The sequence below is a fragment of the Bradyrhizobium sp. SZCCHNR1043 genome (assembly GCF_032489675.1).
Classification (GTDB): Bacteria; Pseudomonadota; Alphaproteobacteria; order Rhizobiales; family Xanthobacteraceae; genus Bradyrhizobium.
The window spans coordinates 79,166-98,324 of record NZ_JAUEYN010000018.1; the positions used below are offsets into that span (position 1 = coordinate 79,166).

The following is a 19,159-nucleotide window of genomic DNA, read 5'->3' on the forward strand; positions in this document are numbered from 1 at the left end:
GCCCACGCCGTGGAGTTCGCGCGGCGCTCACCCTCCGCTGGACAGGCAGCGTGCACATCGAGCATCACTACAAACTGCGCTCATGGGTGAACTTCACGGTCTTTCATCACGAGACGATGAGCACAGCCATCAAAGCCCGCTCGAACTACACCTCACTTCGCGCGTGCCTCGTCAGCAAGCCTCACCAGCATCTTGCGCAATGCCCCGGGCGTGGTCACGCGCTCGGGAAACTCCAGCCGCAGCGTCCTGCCGTCGGCCATCAGATCCAATCCCTCCGGGTCACAGCCGCTACACCGCCACTCCGCGGCTTCGGCGCCGAGCAGCGTCGTCGCGTAGAGGGCGAGCGCCTCGCGATGATCTTCGTTCATGTGATCGACGGCGCCCTGCTCTGCCAGAATCAGTTCGTCAGCATCGGATATATCCGTGAGAAACTGCTCGGGCTTGAGATCGACGATGCGGCCGAATCCGGCGACGAGATGTGTGCCTGACGGGCGAATCACGAAGAACGAGAAGTCGGCGAAATCCGCGTAGTCCGCAGCAGACGGATGCGCATTGAGATACCGACGGCGCAGCATCTCGCGATTGTCGTCGCTGGCCTGCTCGGCTTTTCCCGACAGCATGATGCGCGAACCTTCGAGCGGATCGCCGGGCGCGCGTTCATCGAGCATCAGCGACACGCGCGAATCGGCAAGTACATTCCTGGTGTGCACGGCTAATCGCGAGATCAGGATGATCGGAGCACCATCGGACGCAGTAGCGACATTGACCAGCGAGCAGTAGGGATCGCCCGAGCCAACCATCAAGGTTGCAAGTGCGCCCTGCCGGCTCCGGCGCAGCAGGGAATGCGTCACGCGGTTAGGGTTAAAGCTCGCAGACATCATCTTTCCCTCGTCCAAGCAGTTGCAATGAAGGCCTTTTTTCGGCTAAACGGACCACAAACTTGGGCGGGGCACAAACTTTGCCATGCTATTTGTGGAACTCGGTCACACTTCAGCCCAGCTTGCATTGCTCGTTGACCATGTTCGAAGCCCAGTTATGCGGCCCTTAGCTCGATTCTCGTGTCTCGGCTAACCAGACTCTGAAAGCAGGCTCATGCCCACAATCGCCTTGGTCGATGACGACCGCAACATTCTGACATCCGTCTCGATCGCGCTCGAGGCCGAAGGCTATCGCATCATGACCTATACCGATGGTGCATCGGCGCTCGACGGATTCCGGACCAGCCAACCCGACCTTGCCATCCTCGACATCAAGATGCCGCGCATGGACGGCATGGAGACGTTGCGGCGGCTGCGGCAGAAGTCCGACCTGCCCGTGATCTTCCTCACCTCCAAGGACGAGGAGATCGACGAGCTGTTCGGCCTGAAGATGGGTGCGGATGACTTCATCCGCAAACCGTTCTCGCAGCGCCTGCTGGTCGAGCGCGTCAAGGCCGTGCTGCGTCGCTCGCAGCCGAAGGATCCGACGGCGCTGCCGAAGGAGAACGACGCCAAGGCGCTCGATCGCGGCCTGCTGCGCATGGATCCGGAGCGTCACACCTGCACCTGGAAGAACGAGCCGGTCACGCTGACCGTCACCGAGTTCCTGATCCTGCAGGCGCTGGCGCAGCGTCCGGGCGTGGTCAAGAGCCGCAATGCGCTCATGGACGCGGCCTATGACGACCAGGTCTATGTCGACGACCGCACCATCGACAGCCACATCAAGCGGCTGCGCAAGAAGTTCAAGATGGTCGATGAGGAGTTCGAGATGATCGAGACCCTCTACGGCGTCGGCTATCGCTTCAAGGAAACCTGAAACGATAGCCCTGAAGCAAGGGACCTGAAGCATTGCCTTGCGCGACGTCATGCGAAATTGCGCGCTGACGTCGCGGTCTCGATTGGATAGGCTACGCCTCCTGCGCGTTTGTCCGAGCGCAGATGCCGGAACGGGGCCATTGTTGCGGCGAATTCGGGTGCGGCAAGTCGAGTTCTCACGGGAATTCGCCGCACGACCCCTACGAAATTCGGAATCGGAGCACTCACATTGCTCGATCGCACGCAGCTTGACCCAGCCGTGAATGCCCACGACGCCGCGGCGACGATCGCGTCCGAGGCGGCGGACGAGACCCCGCAGGTCTCCGGCTGGCAGCGTCCGCTGAGCTGGCTGCGCCGCGCCGGACAGTTCCTGTTTGCGCTGTCGTTCTCGAGCCTCACCCGCCGCATCGTCTCGCTGAACATCGCCGGCCTGCTCGCACTGGTTGCAAGCATTCTGTACCTGTCGCAGTTCCGCGCCGGACTGATCGATGCGCGCGCGCAGAGCCTTCTGGTGCAGGCCGAGATCATCGCCGGCGCCATCGCCGCCTCGGCCACCGTGCAGACCAACACCATCACCATCGATCCCGAGCGCCTGCTCGATCTCAAGCCCGGCGAGAGCTACGGCGCGCCGGACGAATATTCGCCGCTCGACTTCCCGATCAATCCGGAACGCGTCGCACCGGTGCTGCGCACGCTGATCTCGCCGACCAAGACCCGCGCACGCATCTATGACCCGAATGGCGGCCTGTTGCTCGATAGCCGCAATCTCGAGAACGTGCTGCGCTTCGACCTGCCACCGCCGTCGAGCGAGAAGCCCGGCTTCGTCGAGCGCGCGCTGATCTCGGTACGCACCTGGCTCAATCGCGGCGACCTGCCGCTGTACCGCGAATATGGTCCCGAGAACGGCAACGGCTACGAGGAAGTCGCCGACGCGCTGAAGGGCCAGAAGCGCAGCATGGTCCGGGTCAATTCGCGCGGCGAGGTCATCGTCTCGGTCGCGGTGTCGGTGCAGCGCTCGCGCACCATCCACGGCGCCTTGATGCTGTCGACGCAGGGCGACGACATCGATCAGATGGTCACCGCCGAGCGTCTCGCCATTCTGAAGGTCGGCGGCGTTGCCTCCGCGGTCATGATCGTGCTGTCGCTCTTGCTCGCCAGCACCATCGCCGGGCCGGTGCGCCGGCTCGCCGACAGTGCCGAGCGGGTCCGCCGCCGCATCAAGACCCGCGTCGAGATTCCCGATTTCACCCGCCGCCGCGACGAGATCGGCCATCTCTCCGGCGCGCTGCGCGACATGACGGACGCGCTCTACAACCGCATCGAGGCGATCGAGATGTTCGCCGCCGACGTCGCCCACGAACTCAAGAACCCGCTGACCTCGCTGCGCTCGGCGGTCGAGACCCTGCCGCTGGCGCGCAACGACAACAGCCGCGCCCGCCTGCTCGCCGTGATCGAGCACGACGTGAAGCGGCTCGACCGGCTGATCTCCGACATTTCCGACGCCAGCCGGCTCGATGCCGAGCTGCAGCGCCAGGACATGACCCTGGTCGATCTGCGCCGCCTCCTGAACACGCTGACCTCGGTCGCCAACGAGACCAAGCTCGGCACCGACGTCGCCGTCGAGGTCCGGTTCGAGGGCCGCGGCGCCAACGACACGTTCTCGGTGCCCGGTCATGATTCGCGGCTCGGCCAGGTGATCTCCAACCTGCTGTCGAATGCGCAATCGTTCTCCGCCGCCGGCGGCAAGGTGCGCATCACCTGCCGACGCGTGCGCTCGGAGATCGAGATCACGGTCGATGATGACGGTCCCGGCATTCGCGAGGACGCCCTGCAGCGCATCTTCGAGCGGTTCTATACCGACCGGCCGCACCAAGGCTTCGGCCAGAATTCCGGCCTGGGCCTATCGATCTCCAAGCAGATCATCGACGCCCATGGCGGGCGGATCTGGGCCGAGAACCGGCCCGGCCCTGTCGACGCCGACGGACATCCGACCTCGGCCGGGGCCCGCTTCATCGTCCGGCTGCCGGCGTCGTGACGACCGAAGCGGCGAGCATCCATGCGTCTGCCGTCCAGGTGGGGGAACTGGCCGTCCTGATCCGGGGTCCCTCCGGGTCCGGCAAATCCCGTCTCGCCTTCGATCTGATGCTCGCCGGACGCGCGGGACAGCTGCCGCCGACGGTTCTGGTGGGCGACGACCGTGTTCATCTCGCCACACGCGGCGGGGAAATGTGGGTAAGTCCCGCACCCGCTCTGGCCGGACTGATCGAGATCCGCGGCCTTGGAATCCGCGCCTGCGACCATGTGTCGGAGGCGAAACTGGGGCTGGTGGTCGACCTGATGGCCGAGGATGCCGCCCGCCTGCCGAACGCCGAATCGCTTCGCATTCATCTCAACGGTATCAAATTGCCACGCATACCGGTTGGGCCGGGTTTTCCACCCCTCCCGTTGGTTGTAGCAGAGCTTATTACCACTCCGACTTTCATGTTCCGGTAATCTTTCGGCCGATTGTGTGGAGCAAATTGGTAACCATATCAGCCCCACTATCGCGACCGATTAGACCGCCGCCAGCTCCCATTCTGTATGCCAGAATCCGGGAGGCTCGCGAATATGCCCTCTTGCGCGGGGGCTCCGGATGGTCAAAGTGGCGCGTTCGTGCGGTGCACCCAAGGCGCCCGCGAGGAGTATCCGATGATTGGCCTGGTACTGGTGACCCATGGGCGCCTCGCCGACGAGTTCAAGGCGGCGCTGGAACACGTCATGGGCCCTCAAAAACAAATCGAAGCGGTCACGATTGGCGCCGACGATGATTCCGATCTCTGTCGCAGCGACATCATCGAAGCCGTGAACCGCGTCGACACCGGCGACGGTGTCGCCATTCTCACCGACATGTTCGGCGGCACGCCTTCGAACCTCGCCATCTCCTGCATGAGCCGGCCCAAGGTCGAGGTGCTCGCGGGCATCAACCTGCCCATGCTGGTCAAGCTCGCCAAGGTGCGCGAGGAGCGCTCGCTGCCCGACGCCATCGCCATGGCGCAGGAGGCAGGACGCAAATACGTCACCATCGCCAGCCGCGTGCTCGCCGGCAAATGAGCGACGAGGACGCCCCGCAGGACAACGTCGCCGGCCCGGCGGTCCCTGCCGGAGCCCTCTCGCGAGAGCTGCTGATCACCAACAAGCGCGGCCTGCACGCGCGGGCCTCGGCGAAATTCGTGCAGATGGTCGAAAAGTTCCAGGCCGAGGTCTGGGTGACGCGCGGCGGCGAGACCGTCGGCGGCCGCTCGATCATGGGCCTGATGATGCTGGCGGCGGCGCCGGGAACCAAGATCCTGGTCTCCGCCACCGGGCCCGAGGCGGAGGCCGCGCTGCAGGCGATCACCGACCTGGTGAACGACAAGTTCCACGAAGAAGGCGTGTGAGGGCCTCCCGAACCTCGCTTCGCCTGCCGCAATGGGGCATTCTACCCCATGTGCGCCTATCCTCGCATAGCGACGCGGTAAGGATGGCATGTCCAATAGCGCTATTCGGCTGAGCGAGGCAGACCTGCGAGCCGTGGCTGAATACGCAGCCCTCTCTGCACTTCCGGCGCTGGCGATCTTCGAATGCGACCGACCGGATGATCTTCGTGCACGAGCCGCAATACAGGCCGCCCGGAGCTTTGCGAGCGGTGGGAATCGGAGCAAATCCCTACGGGATAGCGCGTGGGCGGCGCAGCGGGCGGCAATCGAGGCCCGCGATGAGGGGTTGCGCGCGGCCTATGAGGCCGCTCGCGCTGCCCTCGCCGCGGCGGGCGCCGGCTTCCTTCATCCCCTCCCGAACCCTTCCCAGGTCAAGCACATCCTCGGAGCTGCCGGCCACGCGGCGCGAGCTTTCGAAATCTCAGCCGGAGACGTTCCCGCTGTCGGCGCTGACTACCTCGCGCGATCACGGCTTCTTGCTTCTCAAGAGGTCGTGGACGTCCTCAGACGTTATCCTTGTCCACCGCCCGGCGGAGGCCGAGTCGGAGAGCTGATCCGCCAGCTCGATACCCTGCTCCGGTGATCGGGAGGCCTCGCGCGCAGGAGCGCTTGGCCGGGACGGCAGCGGAGCTATCTCCCCGGTCCCTGAATATACACCTTCCAAACGATTGCAGGGCCCGCCTGGCCGTGGAAGAAGCGCTGGGTGGTCATCACCAGCGGCTCAGCCTTCGGCGCCTCCTTGGCCATCCAGGCCTCGCAGGCCGCGATCCGGTTGTCGGTGGTGTCGCAGATGCCGATGAATCCCTCGCGCTTGAGGTCCTCCAGCGTGCTCAGGCCGGAACTCCAGGTCTCCTCCGCCGTGGTGGGCACCGTGAACGGCCGCGGGTGGTCCGGGCTATAGAAGGTCATCGGCGTGTTCATCTCGGAAAAGCCGGCCACGAGCGGCCAGGGCGAGCCGAACCGGGCGTGCCAGGCCTTGGTCAGCTCCCGTGCCAGCTCTGAACGGGCGCCATAGCCGGTCGCGCCATTCGGATTGGCGGCCATCTCGCGCCGGGCAATCCAGGGCGAGGCGATCAGCGTGAGCAGCGACAGGACGAGCCAGACGGCGGCGAGCCGCGGCAGCATGACCGATCGCAGCCGCAGCGCGGGGATCGCGACCAGGGCCAGCGGCACCAGGAAGAACAGCGAGATGCCCCAATCGGTCTTCATGTAGATCGTGAAAGCGAGCCCGCCGAGAGGCGGCCCGACGGCGACGATCGCCTGCACCAGCCAGACATTGATCGCCTGGCTTACATTCACGCCGGGATTGGGACCGCCGCGCCAGTTGTGAAACGCAAAGCGCGGCGGCCAGGCCATCACCAGCGCCGCCAGCGCCACCGGCAAAGCCAGCAGCGCCAGATTGTGGCCGACATAGCCGAGCACGAGCTCGGCGGCCCGGCCGCGGTCCGACAGCGTATAGACATCCCCGGCATAGGTGATGGCGACGAAATCGACCCGCCACAGCCACACCAGATGCGGGATCATCGCCACCAGCATGGTGACGATCGCGACCCACGGCGCGGGCGACGCCAGGAAGCGCAACCGTTCCGGGTGCAGCAGTGCCGCAAGGCCGATGGCGCCGATCATGGTCAGCACCCAGTATTTGGTCATCAGCGCCGCCGCGCCGGCGAGGCCGAGCCACAGGCCGGAGGCGGCGCTGCGCTTTTCGAACGCGTTGAGATAGGCCAGCACCAACAGCGGCAGGGTCAGCAGCTGGACCAGGTCGGCGTTGTACTTGAAGCCCTTGAAATTGAAGATCGGGTACAGCGCGACCATCACCACGACGAAGAAGGCGCGGCGGCGGTCGACCACCTTGAGGCTCGCGAGCCAGACGATCACGAGGCCGCTGCCATTCACGGCCATCGCCAGCGCATAGGTCGCCCAGTCCTTGACCGGAAACACTGCGAACCACAGCCCGGCGATCCAGCCCGACAGCGGCGGATGCTTGCCGTAGCCGAGCAGGAAGCGGCTGCCCCAGGCATAGGCCTCGGCGACGTCCATGTGGACGTCCTGCGCTGCCTTCAGATTGGTGAGGATCGCCGTCCACAGCACCGCGTGGACCACCGCGAAGCCGATGACGACCCAGATCGACGTTGCCGGCGCCGTGGCGCGCGCCACCAGCCAGGCGGAGATTCGCCGCGGTCCGAGACGGCCGCGCATGCGCGCCGCGAGAGGCGGGAGAGAGGTACTCGACATCCGCCCTCGGTAGCCTGTTTTCAGCGCCCGGGGAATCAGCTTGCCGTGAAGAAAGGCCCTGGAAATTCAGCAATATGGTTGCTGGTTGGGGGCTTGGGGTGCTATCTGCGCGACCCATGACGACCGCCCCCATTCCCAACATCCGCAACTTCTCCATCGTCGCCCATATCGACCATGGAAAGTCCACGCTCGCCGACCGCCTGATCCAGATGACGGGCGGGCTGTCGGACCGCGAGATGGCGGGCAAGGAGCAGGTGCTCGATTCGATGGACATCGAGCGCGAGCGCGGCATCACCATCAAGGCGCAGACCGTGCGCCTGCGCTATCGCGCCAAGGACGGCAAGGACTACATCTTCAACCTGATGGACACGCCCGGCCACGTCGACTTCGCCTACGAAGTCTCCCGGTCGCTGGCGGCGTGCGAGGGCTCGCTGCTGGTGGTCGACGCCAGCCAGGGCGTCGAGGCGCAGACGCTCGCGAACGTCTACCAGGCGCTCGACAACAACCACGAGATTGTCCCGGTCCTCAACAAGATCGACCTGCCGGCGGCGGAGCCCGAGAAGATCAAGCAGCAGATCGAGGACGTCATCGGCATCGATGCCTCCGATGCCGTGATGATCTCGGCCAAGACTGGCCTCGGCATTCCCGACGTGCTGGAGGCGATCGTCACCCGGCTGCCGCCGCCGAAGGGCGATCGCGACGCCACCCTGAAGGCGCTGCTGGTCGACAGCTGGTACGACGTCTATCTCGGCGTCGTCGTGCTGGTGCGCATCGTCGACGGCGTGATGAAGAAAGGCCAGCGCATCCGGATGATGGGCACGGGTGCGGCCTATGACGTCGAGCGCGTCGGCTTCTTCACGCCGAAGATGACCCAGGTCGACGAACTCGGCCCCGGCGAGGTCGGCTTCATCACCGCCGCGATCAAGGAAGTGGCGGACACCCGCGTCGGCGACACCATCACCGACGACCGCAAGCCGGTGACGGAGATGTTGCCGGGCTTCAAGCCGGCAATCCCCGTGGTGTTCTGCGGCCTGTTCCCGGTCGATGCCGATGATTTCGAGACCCTGCGCGCCGCGATGGGCAAGCTCCGCCTCAACGACGCCAGCTTCTCCTTCGAGATGGAAACGTCGGCCGCGCTCGGCTTCGGTTTCCGCTGCGGCTTCCTCGGCCTGTTGCACCTCGAGATCATCCAGGAGCGCCTCTCCCGCGAGTTCGATCTCAACCTGATCGCGACCGCGCCAAGCGTCATCTACAAGATGAAGCTGACCGACGGCGAGGAGATCGAGATCCACAACCCGGTCGACATGCCCGACGTGGTCAAGATCGCCGAGATCCAGGAGCCGTGGATCGAGGCCACCATCCTGACGCCTGACGAATATCTCGGCAGCGTGCTCAAGCTCTGCCAGGACCGCCGCGGCAATCAGAAGGAGCTCACTTACGTGGGCAGCCGCGCCATGGTCAAATACGACCTGCCGCTCAACGAGGTGGTGTTCGACTTCTACGACCGGCTGAAATCGGTCTCCAAGGGCTACGCCTCGTTCGACTATCACCTGACCGACTACAAGCCGGCCGATCTCGTCAAGATGCAGATCCTCGTCAACAACGAGCCGGTCGATGCGCTGTCGATGCTGGTGCACCGGACCCGCGCCGAAGGCCGGGGACGCGCCATGGTCGAGAAGATGAAGGACCTGATCCCGCCGCACATGTTCCAGATCCCGATCCAGGCGGCGATCGGCGGCAAGGTGATCGCGCGCGAGACCGTGCGCGCGCTGCGCAAGGACGTCACCGCCAAGTGCTACGGCGGCGACATCACGCGTAAAAGAAAACTTCTGGAGAAGCAGAAGGAAGGCAAGAAGAAGATGCGGCAGTTCGGCAAGGTCGACATCCCGCAGGAAGCCTTCATCGCCGCCCTCAAGGTGGATAGCTGAGGCGCGGGTCCGCTCCCTTCTCCCGGTTTCATCAGCACGATAGGCTGAAGAAAATCCGGATTCCAAAGCGGAACCAGCGCTCCCGTGCAACTACGGTATTCGTTCCTTAATGGTATTCTGGGACCCTTGCTGCAAAGCAAGGAATGCCCCGAATGTCCCGCCTCCGGTCCATCTCCGCCCGCCTCATCGTCGCGCTCTCGCTCACCGTCGCCATCGCCTGTGCCGTGCTCGGCACCTTCTCCGTCATCCAGCAGCGCGCCCTGACCCGGCTGGCGCTGGAGCAGCAACTCAAGCTGCAGTTCGACAGCGTGTCGGCCGGCATCGACTATGAAGGCCGCGCCGCGCTGGCGGTCAGCTCCACCCTGGCGGCGCTGCCGCCGATCGCCGATGCCTACCTCAAGGGCGACCGCGACGCGCTGGGCGCCCTGCTCGGCGGCGCCATGACATCGCTGAAGGCGCAAGGCATTCCGCTGGTGAACGTATGGGCGCCGCCGGCCACCAATTTCTATCGCGTGCACGAGCCCAAGGTGTTCGGCGACGACACCTCCAAGCGCCGCATCACCGTGGTGCAGGCCAACCAGACCGGCCGCCTGATCGCCGGCGTCGAGCAGAGCCGGCTGTCGCTCGGCATCTTCGGGATGACGCCGATCGTGCGCGACGGCAAGGTGATCGCGACCGTCGACGTCGGCGCCGCCTTCGGCAAGGAATTCGTCGAGCGCGCCAAGCAGCGCTTCGGCATCGATCTCGCGGTCTACTGGATCGACAACGGGCAGCCGAAGCGGCTGTCGTCGACGTTCGGCGACGATGTCGTCGCCACGCCGGACGAGGTGCTCGCGGTGTTCAAGGGCACGTCGCTGCAGCGCGACGCCACCCTGGCCGGCAAGCCCGCCGCGGTCTATGCCGGCCAGATCAGGAACTACGCCGGCGACCCGATCGCCGTGCTCGAGCTGATCAAGGACACCACGGCCTATGAGGCCGCAGCCAGCAGCGCGCAGCAGCAGCTGATCATCGGCACGGTCGTGATCCTGCTGCTCGCCGTCATCGTCGCGCTGTTCGTCGCCCGCGGCATCTCGCGCCCGCTGGTCGCGATCACCGCCGTCATGCACCGGCTGTCGAGCGGCGACACCGAGGTCGCGATCCCCGGCGGCCAGCGCAAGGACGAGCTCGGCACGATGGCTCAGGCGGTCGACGTGTTCCGCCGCAACATGATCGAGACGGCCAGCCTGCGCGAGGCGCAGGAGGCGACGCAACACCGCGCCGAGCAGGAGAAACAGGCGCTGCAGCGGCAGATGGCCGACCGGTTCGAGGCCGACGTCAAGGGCGTGGTGTCCTCGGTTGCCAAGGCCACGGCGGACATGGAGCGCGTCGTCCACGAGATCACCGTCAGCGTCAACGGCACCTCGCAGCGTGCAGCGGCCGCCGCTGCCGCGTCCGAGGAAGCCTCGAGCGGCGTGTCGACCGTCGCCGCGGCCTCCGAAGAACTCGCCTCCTCGGTGACCGAGATCGGCCGCCAGGTCGCGCATTCCAGCAAGGTCGCCGATGCCGCGGTCGTCAAGGCGCGCCAGACCACCGAGATGGTCGGCAGCCTCGCCGCAGCCGCCGAGAGGATCGGCGACGTGCTGCGCCTGATCGACGCGATCGCGAGCCAGACCAACCTGCTGGCGCTCAACGCGACCATCGAGGCGGCGCGTGCCGGCGAGGCGGGCCGCGGTTTCGCGGTCGTGGCCGCCGAGGTCAAGGAGCTGGCCGGCCAGACCGCCAAGGCGACGGAAGAGATCGCCGGCCAGGTCAGCTCGATCCAGGCCGCGACGTCCGACTGCGTGACTGCCATCGGCGGCATCAGCACAACGATCCAGGAGATCAGCGGCATTGCCGCGACCATCGCCGCCGCCGTCGAGCAGCAAGACTCGGCGACGCGCGAGATCGCGCGCAGCGTCCAGCAGGCGGCGTCCGGCACCAACGAGGTGTCGCAGAACGTCGTCGGCGCCAGTGACGCCGCCGAGCAGTCACGCCAGCTCGCCGACCACGTCATGGTCGCCACGCGCGACCTCGGCAAGCGTGCGAACGACCTGTTCAAGAGCGTCGACACCTTCCTCGCCGGCCTGCGCAAGGCCGCGTAGCTGGCGGGCCGCTTGCGCTCAGCCGCCCGGCGTGAGCGCAAAGCCCTCGTCGAGCCAGCCGGCAATGCCGCCGATCATCATCTTGACCGGCAGCCCGAGCTGCGCGAGGCGGATGGCCGCCCGGTTGGCGCCGTTGCAATGCGGACCGGCGCAGTAGACGACGAAAAGCTCGGTCTTCGGATACTCTGCCATCCGCTCCGCGGTCATGGTCCGGTGCGGAATGTTGATGGCGCCCGCGATGTGGCCCTTCGCGAACGAGGCCGGGCCGCGGACGTCGACCAGGATGAAGTCCGGAGCGGCCGCGCGGAGGCTCTCGTGAACGTCCCAGCAATCGGTCTCGAATCCGAGCATCGCCTCGAAATGCTGGAGCGCCAGCGCTGAGGGAGCGGCGGGTACTTCGGTAACATGCGTGGTCATTGGGTCTCCATTCGGTGATGTAAACAGACCCGAATCTCGCCCGAGATGCCCGGCGCCCCAAGTGACGGATCCGACAAAGTCCGGTAAGTTTCCGCCAATGCCGCCAGCCGCAGCCAGCAGCCATCCGCAGGATCCCGGCCTCGTCGCCGTCATTGCCTATGACGGGCTGTGCACGTTCGAGTTCGGCATCGCGGTCGAAGTGTTCGGACTGCCACGGCCGGAGTTCGATTTCTCCTGGTATCGGTTCAAGGTGGTCTCGGCCGAGGGACGGCGGTCACGCGCGATCGGCGGCATCGTCGTTGAGGCCGGCGCGCCGCTCTCGCGCCTGAAGGACGCCCGCACGATCATCGTGCCGGGGTGGCGCGATCGCACCGAGCGGCCGCCCGAGCGCCTGCTGCGCGCCATCTCGCAGGCGGCTGCGCGCGGCGCGCGATGCCTGTCGATCTGCTCCGGCGTGTTCGTGCTCGCAGCCGCAGGCCTGCTGGACGGCAAACGCGCCACGACGCATTGGCGGCACATCCCCGACCTGAAGCGGCTCTACCCCCGCATTCAGGTCGAGGAGGACACGCTCTACGTCGACGAGGGCAATGTCATCACCTCGGCCGGCAGCGCGGTGGGCATCGACGCCTGCCTGCATCTGGTCCGGCGTGATTTCGGCAGCAAGGTTGCGAACACCGTTGCGCGGCGGTTGGTGATGCCGCCGCACCGGGACGGCGGGCAGGCGCAGTACGTCGTCGCACCGGTCCAGGCGCGCCCGGGACGGACGATCGGCGAGGTCATGGACTGGGCACGGGCGCGACTGGCGCAGCCGATTGCGATCAGCGCGATGGCAAAACGCGCCGGGATGAGCGAGCGCACCTTGCTGCGGTCGTTCAAGGACAGCACTGGCGCGAGCCCTGCGGCCTGGCTGCAGCAGGAGCGCATGGCGCGGGCGCGGGAGCTGCTGGAGACTGCGACGCTCTCCCTGGCGGACATCTCGGCGCAGTGCGGCTACCGGTCGCTCGAAACGTTTCGCGTCGCTTTCCGTCGCATCGTCGGAACATCGCCCGCGGCGTATCGCCGGCGCTTCGAGGCGCGCCCGACATCAGCCAGCGTCGCTCGCTCAAGCCACCAGCGCGTTGCCAGATGAGGCACCGTCCATGGCATCTCGCTGCGCCTGCAACAGCCGGACGATGTCGACATTGGGCCGGGGCCGGCTGAACAGATAACCCTGCCCTTCATGGCAGCCCTCGGCGCGCAGGCAGCGCAGCTCCGCCTCGGTCTCGACGCCCTCGGCCGTGATGATGACGCCGAGCCCCTTGCCGAGGCTGACGATCGAGCGGACGATCGCCTGCGCCTCGCGATTGGCGGCGAGATCGCGGATGAAGGATTGGTCGACCTTGATCTTGTCGAACGGAAAGCTGCGCAGATAACTCAAGCTGGAATAGCCGGTGCCGAAATCATCCATCGAGATGCGGACGCCGAGCGCGCGTAGCGCATGCAGGGTCGCCAGCACCTGGCCGCTCTTTTCAAGCACCAGGGTCTCGGTGATCTCGAGCTCGAGCCGGCTCGGTGGCAGGCCCGACTGCTTCAGCACGTCCATCACCAGCGACAGCACGTTGCCGACGCGAAACTGCAGCGGCGACATGTTCACGGCGACGCGGACGTCGTCCGGCCATTTTGCAGCGTCGCTGCAGGCCTGGCGCAGCATCGCGCGGCCAAGCGCCGAGATCAGGCCGGTGTCCTCGGCGACCGGGATGAACTCCGACGGCGGGATCATGCCGCGCTCGGGATGCGGCCAGCGCACCAGCGCCTCGAACCCGGTGATGCGTCCGGTCGAGAGGTCGATCAGCGGCTGATAATGCGGCTGCAGCACGTCGCGCTGGATGGCCTCGCGCAGCTCGGATTCGATCTTGCGCCGGCTCTGCGCGCGGGCATCCATGCCGGGTTCGAAATAGCTGAAGGTGCCGCGCGTCTCGTTCTTGGCGCGCGACAGCGCCATGTCGGCGTTCTTGAGCAGCTTCTCGGCATCGTCGCCGTCGTTCGGCGCCATGGCGATGCCGATCGTGGCGCCGATCGTCACCGAGCTGCCGTCGATGAGATAAGGATCGGCGATCGCCTGCAACAGCCGGCGGCAGAGCTGGGCCGCATCCTCCGGCCGTGCCTGCCCGCCTTGCACCACCGCGAACTCGTCGGAGTTGAGACGGGCGACGATGTCCTCCTGGCGCAGGATCGAGCGCAGCCGCTTGCCGACCCCGCGCAGCAGCCGGTCGCCGACGGCGTGGCCCAGCGTGTCGTTGATCGACTTGAAATTGTCGAGGCCGAGCACCAGCACGGCGATTTTCTCGGAGCCGCGCCGCATCTGGGCGAGCTTGTCATCGATCTTCTGGCGCAGCAGGTTGCGGCTCGGCAGGCCGGTCAGTGCATCGTGCTGGGCCAGGAAGGCGAGCCGCGCTTCGGCGCGCTTGCGTTCGGTGATGTCCATCAGCGCCAGCAGCACGGCGGGCTGGCTGTTGTGGACGAGATGGCGTGAATAGATCGCGAGATCGATCAGGGCGCCATCGGCGCGGACATGCTTCCAGGTGCGCGCCGCCTGCTCCTCGCCGGACTGCTCGCCGGCCCAGGGCGGCTCGCTCTCATAGGCCTGCAGGTTGCGGATGCCGAGCCGCTCGAAGGCGGCGCGGCTATAGCCGTAATGCTGGGCCGCCGCTTCGTTGACGCCGAGCACGCGCCCATCATCGGTCGCGCAGACGATCATCGGCACCGGATTGCCGTCGAACAGCAGGCGGAACGATTCCTCGCGCTGCTTCAATTCGGTGATGTCGACGCGCAGGCCGACGATCCCGCCATCGCCGGTCAGGCGCTCCTCGATCAGAATGATGCGGCCGTCGGACAATTTCTGCTCGTGGCGGCCGCTCGGCTGGAACAGCCTCTCCAGCCGCTCGGCGATCCATTCCTCCTCGCGCCCGGCAGCTTCCGGATAGTCGCCCCGCGCCACGCCGACCCGGATGGTGTCCTGCAGCCGCGCGCCGGCTTCGAACAGGTCCGAGCTGCGGTTGTAGATTTCGGCGTATTTCTTGTTCCAGAGAATGTAGCGGCCGTCGGCGTCGAGGAACACGATACCCTCGGGAAGAATGTCGATCGCTTCGATGAGACGATCATGCGCCTTCTTCGCCTCCGCCATCGCCACTTCGGCGCACTTGCCCGCGATCTCATCGACGGGGCCGAGGTCGCGCAGGTTGTGCCGCCGCAATTTCGGGCTCGGCTTGACCGGGTGAATTGCATCGCGGGCGCTTGGCACGCGATTGCGCTTTTTTGCCGTGGGTGGCCGAACGGGCCGCATTGCGTGCCTCACTCTCCTTCTCGACGAGCAGTTTTCGGCCACGTTTCTGAAAAAATGGTATCTTGATGCGGGGCACGACAGCCACTGGTTACGGGAACAGGCAGACGCACTCGCGTATTTGGAGAGCTGAGACTTGCGCGGAGGATCAACCAAGGGCTGCGGTACAACCAGCGATAAGTGACGTCGGTTGCCGCAGACCAAAAAAGACCCGCATACCGTGCAATGGCCCCGCACATGGTGTTCATTTACCGAACGAACTCACGCAATTGAGCCGTGTTCAGCCGGTTCCGCCAATCGGGCAGCAGGGTTAAAATCAGGTTACAGTGGCTCGAATGCCTGACGTTGACGCAGAATTGGGCATCTCGACCGGTCGGCAGCCGCTACACTCGCTCCATGCATGTCCGCCTGATTCTGGTCGCCATCATCAGTTCGGCCGTCATTGCCGCGACGGCTCCGGCCCGTGCCCAGGACAAGGGCAGCGTCGAGCCGAAGGCCCTGCCGCCCTTGGCGCATCCAGACGATCCGGATACACCGGCCAAGGAGCTGTTCGCCCGCAGGATCCTGCCCTCGGCGCAACCGACCAAGGTGATTGGAACCTATAATCGCGGCTGCATCGCCGGCGCCGAGCGAATGCCGATCAATGGCGAGGGCTGGCAGGTGATGCGGCTGTCGCGCAACCGCAATTTCGGCCATCCGAACCTGATCGCGCTGCTGAAGCGGCTGGCGACCCGCGCGCACAAGGATGCCGGCTGGCCCGGCATCCTGGTCGGCGACATCGGCCAGCCGCGCGGCGGGCCAGCGCTGAGCGGCCATGCCAGCCATCAGATCGGGCTCGACGCCGACATCTGGCTGACGCCCATGCCCGACCATCGGCTGTCGCGCAACGAGCGCGAGGAGATGTCGGCGGTCATGATGGTGCGGCCCGATCGCCTCGACGTCGATCCGCGCGTGTTCACGAAGGGCCACCTCGCCGTGATCCGCGCCGCGGCGCAGGAGCGGTCGGTGCAACGCATCTTCGTCAACGCCGCGATCAAGAAGGCGCTGTGCCGTGACGCGAGGGGGGACCGCAGCTGGCTCACCAAGGTGCGACCGTGGTGGGGCCACGACTATCATTTCCACATCCGCATGGTGTGCCCGCCGGGCAACCCGGACTGTCATGGCCAGACCGACCAGGAGGGTGGCGACGGCTGCGGCGACCTCGACTATTGGTTCTCGGACGCGGTGCTGCATCCGCCGCCGCCGAAAGAGCCGCCCAAGCCGCCGCAACCGATCACGATGGCGCAACTGCCGCCTGGCTGCCGGGCGGTGCTGCATGCGCCGGACGCCAAGAATTGATGCGACCGAAAGCCGACACGACGAAGGAGTCGCAGGAGCGCCTGGATCGCTCTCGGATGACGGCGCTCGCACCGTGAGCGCGACGATCGAAGGGGATGACGGTCCCTCCACCTCCTGTTATCGCGGTATCGAAATGCCGCGGGCCGTTGCGCGGCGTAACGGTAGCGAGTCCGTCATGATCCTGATCCGTCCCGCCGCGACTGCCCTCCTCCTCACGCTGGCCGCCAGCACGGTCGCGCTCGCCACCGAGCCGAGCGGCTGCGACAAGTTCAAATGGGACATCGCGCGCGAGCGCGCCGCGCTGACCTCGGCTGACCGCCAGAAGCTCGCATCGGGTGTGGAGGTCGCCACCATCCCTGCGACCGGCATCGTGCTGGAGCTGCGTCCGGCGGCTGAGGCCAAGCTGGCGATGCCGCCGGAACGCGCGCCCAAGGACGGCACCTTCGCCGGCCTCACGCGGATCACCGCGGCGCCAAAGGCCGGCGTCTACACGATCAGCCTGTCGGCCGCGGCCTGGATCGACGTCGTGCAGGACGGCAAGATCCTCAAGCCGGCCGGCTTCAGCGGCGCCACCGATTGCGACGGCATCCGCAAGACCATGAAGTACGAGCTGGGATCGCAGCCCTTCGTGCTGCAGGTCAGCGGCGCGCCGGAGAATACGATCTCGATCGCCGTCCTGCCGGCGGCAGAATGACGCTCACACCCCCGCGACCGACGACCAGACACTGGCCAGCCTGCGCTTCATCCGCTCCTTGCGCGTCAGCACCGGCACATCCTCCTCGTCCTCCGGCAGGCGCAGGCCGACCACGTTGACGCGGCCGCCGGAGATCGAGCGGGCGACCAGCACGATGGTATCGAGCGCCACGGTCGCGCCTTCCTTCGGCGCGTTGTCGAGATGGATGTCGAAATAGTCGGCGAGCGTCAGCTTGTCCTCGCCCTCGTCGAGCTTGACGCCATAGATGCCGGCGACCTCGTCGAGCGTATGCTCGGCCGAGACCATGAAGTCGCCGAGCAGATGCGGGTCGGGCGCCGCCGACGGCGGCATGTCGACGAAGAAGCGGTCGAGCGACTCGGCCTTTTCCGGCGGTGCCAGCAGATAGAGATAGTCGCCCGGCGCGATCGGCTCGGCCTCGGGCGGCGACAGAATCTGCTCGTTGCGGATCACCAGCGTCGGCTTCGACCAGGACGGGATCAGGCCGCGGCGGAAGTACAGGCTCTTGGAGCGAATCGAATAGCCGACCAGCTGCTGCTCGAGCTGGCCGGGCAGATCGAGCTCGATGCGGCGCGGGCCCCGATCGGTGCGCGGCAGCGCCACGTGCAGCTTGCGCGCGGCCACGCCGAGCGTCCAGCCCTGCGCGAGCAGCGAGATGATCACGACCACGAACGCGACGTCGAAATAGAGATAGGCCTTGGACAGCCCGACCAGCAGCGGGATCGAGGCGAGGAAGATCGCGACCGCGCCGCGCAGGCCGGTCCAAGCGATGAACGCCTTCTCCCGCCAGTTGAAGCGGAACGGATAGAGGCAGAGAAACACCGCGACAGGTCGCGCCACCAGCATCAGCATCAGCGCAACAGCGATCGCCGGCAGCAGGCTGTCGAGCAGCCGCTGCGGCGACACCAGCAGCCCGAGCAGCACGAACATCACGATCTGGGCGAGCCAGGTCGCGGCATCGAGGAAGGTGACGACAGAGTTGTGCGCGCGGGTCGGACGGTTGCCGACGATGAGGCCGGCGAGATAGACCGCGAGGAAGCCGGAGCCGTGGGCGATCTGCGCCATGCCGAAGATGACCAAAGCGGCCGTGGTCACGAACGGCGCGTGCAGACCCTGCGGCAGCGCCACCCGGTTGAGGCCGATGACGACGAGGCGCCCGCCGACGATGCCGAACAGCGTGCCGAGCACCGCTTCGCGGACCAACTCGAACGCGAAATGTCCGAACGAGCCGTGACCGACCGAGATCAGCTCGACCAGCATCAGCGTGAGGAACACCGCGAACGGATCGTTGCTGCCGGACTCCGCCTCCAGCGTGGCGCCGACGCGCGGGCGCAGCCGCAGGCCTTGGGCGTGCACCAGCAGGAACACGGCCGCCGCATCGGTCGAGGCGATGACGGCGCCGACCAGCATCGCCTCGGTCCAGCCGAGGTCGAGGGCATATTTCGCCACCGGCGCGGTGATGAACGCGGTCATCAGCACGCCCACGGTGGCCAGCACCATCGAGGGCGCCAGCACGGTACGGATGCTCTGGAAGCGCGTGCGCAGGCCGCCGTCGAACAGGATCAGCGCCAGCGCGACGGAGCCGACCAGATAGGTGGTACGGACGTCCTGAAATTCGATATGACCAGGGCCGGAATCGCCCGCCAGCATGCCGATGACCAGGAACACCAGCAGCAGCGGTGCGCCGAAGCGCAGCGCCAGCAGGCTCGACAGGATACCGGCCATGACGAGGACCGCACCGAGGAGGATGGCAATGCTGACGGCGTCGAGGGATGTCATGAAAAAACGCTGATGAATCCGAGTTTTACATCCTTATCGTCGCCACACTTGCACGCCAACCGG

The 19,159-nt window shown here is 66.2% G+C and carries 16 protein-coding genes; 11 read left to right on the forward strand and 5 right to left on the reverse strand.

Features of this window, described 5'->3' with window-relative positions; genetic code table 11:
- Nucleotides 1-152 precede the first annotated feature (152 nt).
- Nucleotides 153-878 (reverse strand): HugZ family protein, encoded by a 726-nt coding sequence (locus QX039_RS28965; RefSeq protein ID WP_315735716.1) that lies wholly within the window; start codon nt 876-878, stop codon nt 153-155.
- 214 nt (nt 879-1,092) lie between these two features.
- Here QX039_RS28965 and QX039_RS28970 point away from each other — a divergent pair, with 214 nt between their 5' ends.
- The 6 genes from QX039_RS28970 (at nt 1,093) to QX039_RS33120 (ending at nt 5,831) form a co-directional block, all read left to right on the forward strand.
- A complete protein-coding gene (locus QX039_RS28970) occupies nt 1,093-1,794 on the forward strand; it encodes a response regulator transcription factor (RefSeq protein WP_006611449.1) in 702 nt (233 codons plus the stop codon).
- Nucleotides 1,795-2,022: 228 nt separating this feature from the next.
- The gene (locus QX039_RS28975) at nt 2,023-3,828 is read left to right on the forward strand and encodes a sensor histidine kinase (RefSeq protein ID WP_315734990.1); all 1,806 of its coding nucleotides are present in this window, start codon (nt 2,023-2,025) and stop codon (nt 3,826-3,828) included.
- Nucleotides 3,825-4,286, forward strand: coding sequence for an HPr kinase/phosphatase C-terminal domain-containing protein (locus tag QX039_RS28980; RefSeq protein ID WP_315773606.1), 462 nt, complete (start codon nt 3,825-3,827; stop codon nt 4,284-4,286). Before QX039_RS28975 ends, QX039_RS28980 begins: the two co-directional genes overlap by 4 nt.
- A 195-nt stretch (nt 4,287-4,481) precedes the next feature.
- Nucleotides 4,482-4,883, forward strand: a complete 402-nt coding sequence (locus QX039_RS28985; protein WP_315734995.1) for a PTS sugar transporter subunit IIA — start codon at nt 4,482-4,484, stop codon at nt 4,881-4,883.
- Complete coding sequence (locus tag QX039_RS28990) at nt 4,880-5,209, forward strand: HPr family phosphocarrier protein (protein ID WP_315734997.1); 330 nt, start codon at nt 4,880-4,882, stop codon at nt 5,207-5,209. The genes QX039_RS28985 and QX039_RS28990 overlap by 4 nt, the downstream gene beginning before the upstream one ends.
- Nucleotides 5,210-5,297: 88 nt before the next feature.
- A complete protein-coding gene (locus QX039_RS33120) occupies nt 5,298-5,831 on the forward strand; it encodes a putative immunity protein (RefSeq protein WP_409998913.1) in 534 nt (177 codons plus the stop codon).
- A gap of 47 nt (nt 5,832-5,878) precedes the next feature.
- Here the strand turns inward: QX039_RS33120 and QX039_RS28995 are convergent, their stop codons facing one another.
- Nucleotides 5,879-7,483: a glycosyltransferase family 39 protein gene (locus QX039_RS28995; protein WP_315773604.1), complete on the reverse strand. Its 1,605-nt coding sequence runs from the start codon at nt 7,481-7,483 to the stop codon at nt 5,879-5,881.
- Nucleotides 7,484-7,599: 116 nt separating this feature from the next.
- Between QX039_RS28995 and lepA the strand changes: the two genes are divergently transcribed.
- Both lepA and QX039_RS29005 read left to right on the forward strand, forming a co-directional pair.
- Nucleotides 7,600-9,411, forward strand: coding sequence for a translation elongation factor 4 (gene lepA / locus QX039_RS29000; RefSeq protein ID WP_315735001.1), 1,812 nt, complete (start codon nt 7,600-7,602; stop codon nt 9,409-9,411).
- Between the two features lie 152 nt (nt 9,412-9,563).
- On the forward strand, nt 9,564-11,531 hold the full coding sequence (locus QX039_RS29005; RefSeq protein WP_315773602.1) for a methyl-accepting chemotaxis protein: 1,968 nt from the start codon (nt 9,564-9,566) through the stop codon (nt 11,529-11,531).
- 18 nt (nt 11,532-11,549) lie between these two features.
- Here the strand turns inward: QX039_RS29005 and QX039_RS29010 are convergent, their stop codons facing one another.
- Nucleotides 11,550-11,948, reverse strand: a complete 399-nt coding sequence (locus QX039_RS29010) for a rhodanese-like domain-containing protein (RefSeq protein ID WP_315735005.1) — start codon at nt 11,946-11,948, stop codon at nt 11,550-11,552.
- Nucleotides 11,949-12,045: 97 nt separating this feature from the next.
- Here QX039_RS29010 and ftrA point away from each other — a divergent pair, with 97 nt between their 5' ends.
- Nucleotides 12,046-13,077 carry a transcriptional regulator FtrA gene (gene ftrA, locus QX039_RS29015; RefSeq protein ID WP_315773600.1) on the forward strand — a complete coding sequence of 344 codons (1,032 nt, stop codon included), beginning with the start codon at nt 12,046-12,048 and terminating at the stop codon, nt 13,075-13,077.
- On the opposite strand, the gene QX039_RS29020 is transcribed toward ftrA, so the two are convergent.
- Nucleotides 13,051-15,270, reverse strand: a complete 2,220-nt coding sequence (locus QX039_RS29020; RefSeq protein ID WP_315773598.1) for a putative bifunctional diguanylate cyclase/phosphodiesterase — start codon at nt 15,268-15,270, stop codon at nt 13,051-13,053. The two genes, ftrA and QX039_RS29020, sit on opposite strands and share 27 nt — an antisense overlap.
- A 393-nt stretch (nt 15,271-15,663) precedes the next feature.
- On the opposite strand from QX039_RS29020, the gene mepA reads away from it, so the two are divergent.
- Together mepA and QX039_RS29030 are read left to right on the forward strand one after the other, a co-directional pair.
- On the forward strand, nt 15,664-16,605 hold the full coding sequence (gene mepA / locus QX039_RS29025) for a penicillin-insensitive murein endopeptidase (protein ID WP_315773596.1): 942 nt from the start codon (nt 15,664-15,666) through the stop codon (nt 16,603-16,605).
- Between the two features lie 175 nt (nt 16,606-16,780).
- Nucleotides 16,781-17,299: a hypothetical protein gene (locus QX039_RS29030; RefSeq protein WP_315773594.1), complete on the forward strand. Its 519-nt coding sequence runs from the start codon at nt 16,781-16,783 to the stop codon at nt 17,297-17,299.
- Between the two features lie 3 nt (nt 17,300-17,302).
- On the opposite strand, the gene QX039_RS29035 is transcribed toward QX039_RS29030, so the two are convergent.
- Nucleotides 17,303-19,096: a potassium/proton antiporter gene (locus tag QX039_RS29035; RefSeq protein ID WP_315773592.1), complete on the reverse strand. Its 1,794-nt coding sequence runs from the start codon at nt 19,094-19,096 to the stop codon at nt 17,303-17,305.
- Nucleotides 19,097-19,159: the final 63 nt, after the last annotated feature.

Bases quoted from the DNA above. Each gene is read 5' to 3' on its own strand.
- QX039_RS28965 (WP_315735716.1), bottom strand. From the start codon at position 878: ATGTCTGCGAGCTTTAACCCTAACCGCGTGACGCATTCCCTGCTGCGC.
- QX039_RS28970 (WP_006611449.1), top strand. From the start codon at position 1,093: ATGCCCACAATCGCCTTGGTCGATGACGACCGCAACATTCTGACATCC.
- QX039_RS28985 (WP_315734995.1), top strand. From the start codon at position 4,482: ATGATTGGCCTGGTACTGGTGACCCATGGGCGCCTCGCCGACGAGTTC.
- QX039_RS28990 (WP_315734997.1), top strand. From the start codon at position 4,880: ATGAGCGACGAGGACGCCCCGCAGGACAACGTCGCCGGCCCGGCGGTC.
- QX039_RS33120 (WP_409998913.1), top strand. From the start codon at position 5,298: ATGTCCAATAGCGCTATTCGGCTGAGCGAGGCAGACCTGCGAGCCGTG.
- QX039_RS28995 (WP_315773604.1), bottom strand. From the start codon at position 7,483: ATGTCGAGTACCTCTCTCCCGCCTCTCGCGGCGCGCATGCGCGGCCGT.
- lepA (WP_315735001.1), top strand. From the start codon at position 7,600: ATGACGACCGCCCCCATTCCCAACATCCGCAACTTCTCCATCGTCGCC.
- QX039_RS29005 (WP_315773602.1), top strand. From the start codon at position 9,564: ATGTCCCGCCTCCGGTCCATCTCCGCCCGCCTCATCGTCGCGCTCTCG.
- QX039_RS29010 (WP_315735005.1), bottom strand. From the start codon at position 11,948: ATGACCACGCATGTTACCGAAGTACCCGCCGCTCCCTCAGCGCTGGCG.
- ftrA (WP_315773600.1), top strand. From the start codon at position 12,046: ATGCCGCCAGCCGCAGCCAGCAGCCATCCGCAGGATCCCGGCCTCGTC.
- QX039_RS29020 (WP_315773598.1), bottom strand. From the start codon at position 15,270: ATGCGGCCCGTTCGGCCACCCACGGCAAAAAAGCGCAATCGCGTGCCA.
- mepA (WP_315773596.1), top strand. From the start codon at position 15,664: ATGCATGTCCGCCTGATTCTGGTCGCCATCATCAGTTCGGCCGTCATT.
- QX039_RS29030 (WP_315773594.1), top strand. From the start codon at position 16,781: ATGATCCTGATCCGTCCCGCCGCGACTGCCCTCCTCCTCACGCTGGCC.
- QX039_RS29035 (WP_315773592.1), bottom strand. From the start codon at position 19,096: ATGACATCCCTCGACGCCGTCAGCATTGCCATCCTCCTCGGTGCGGTC.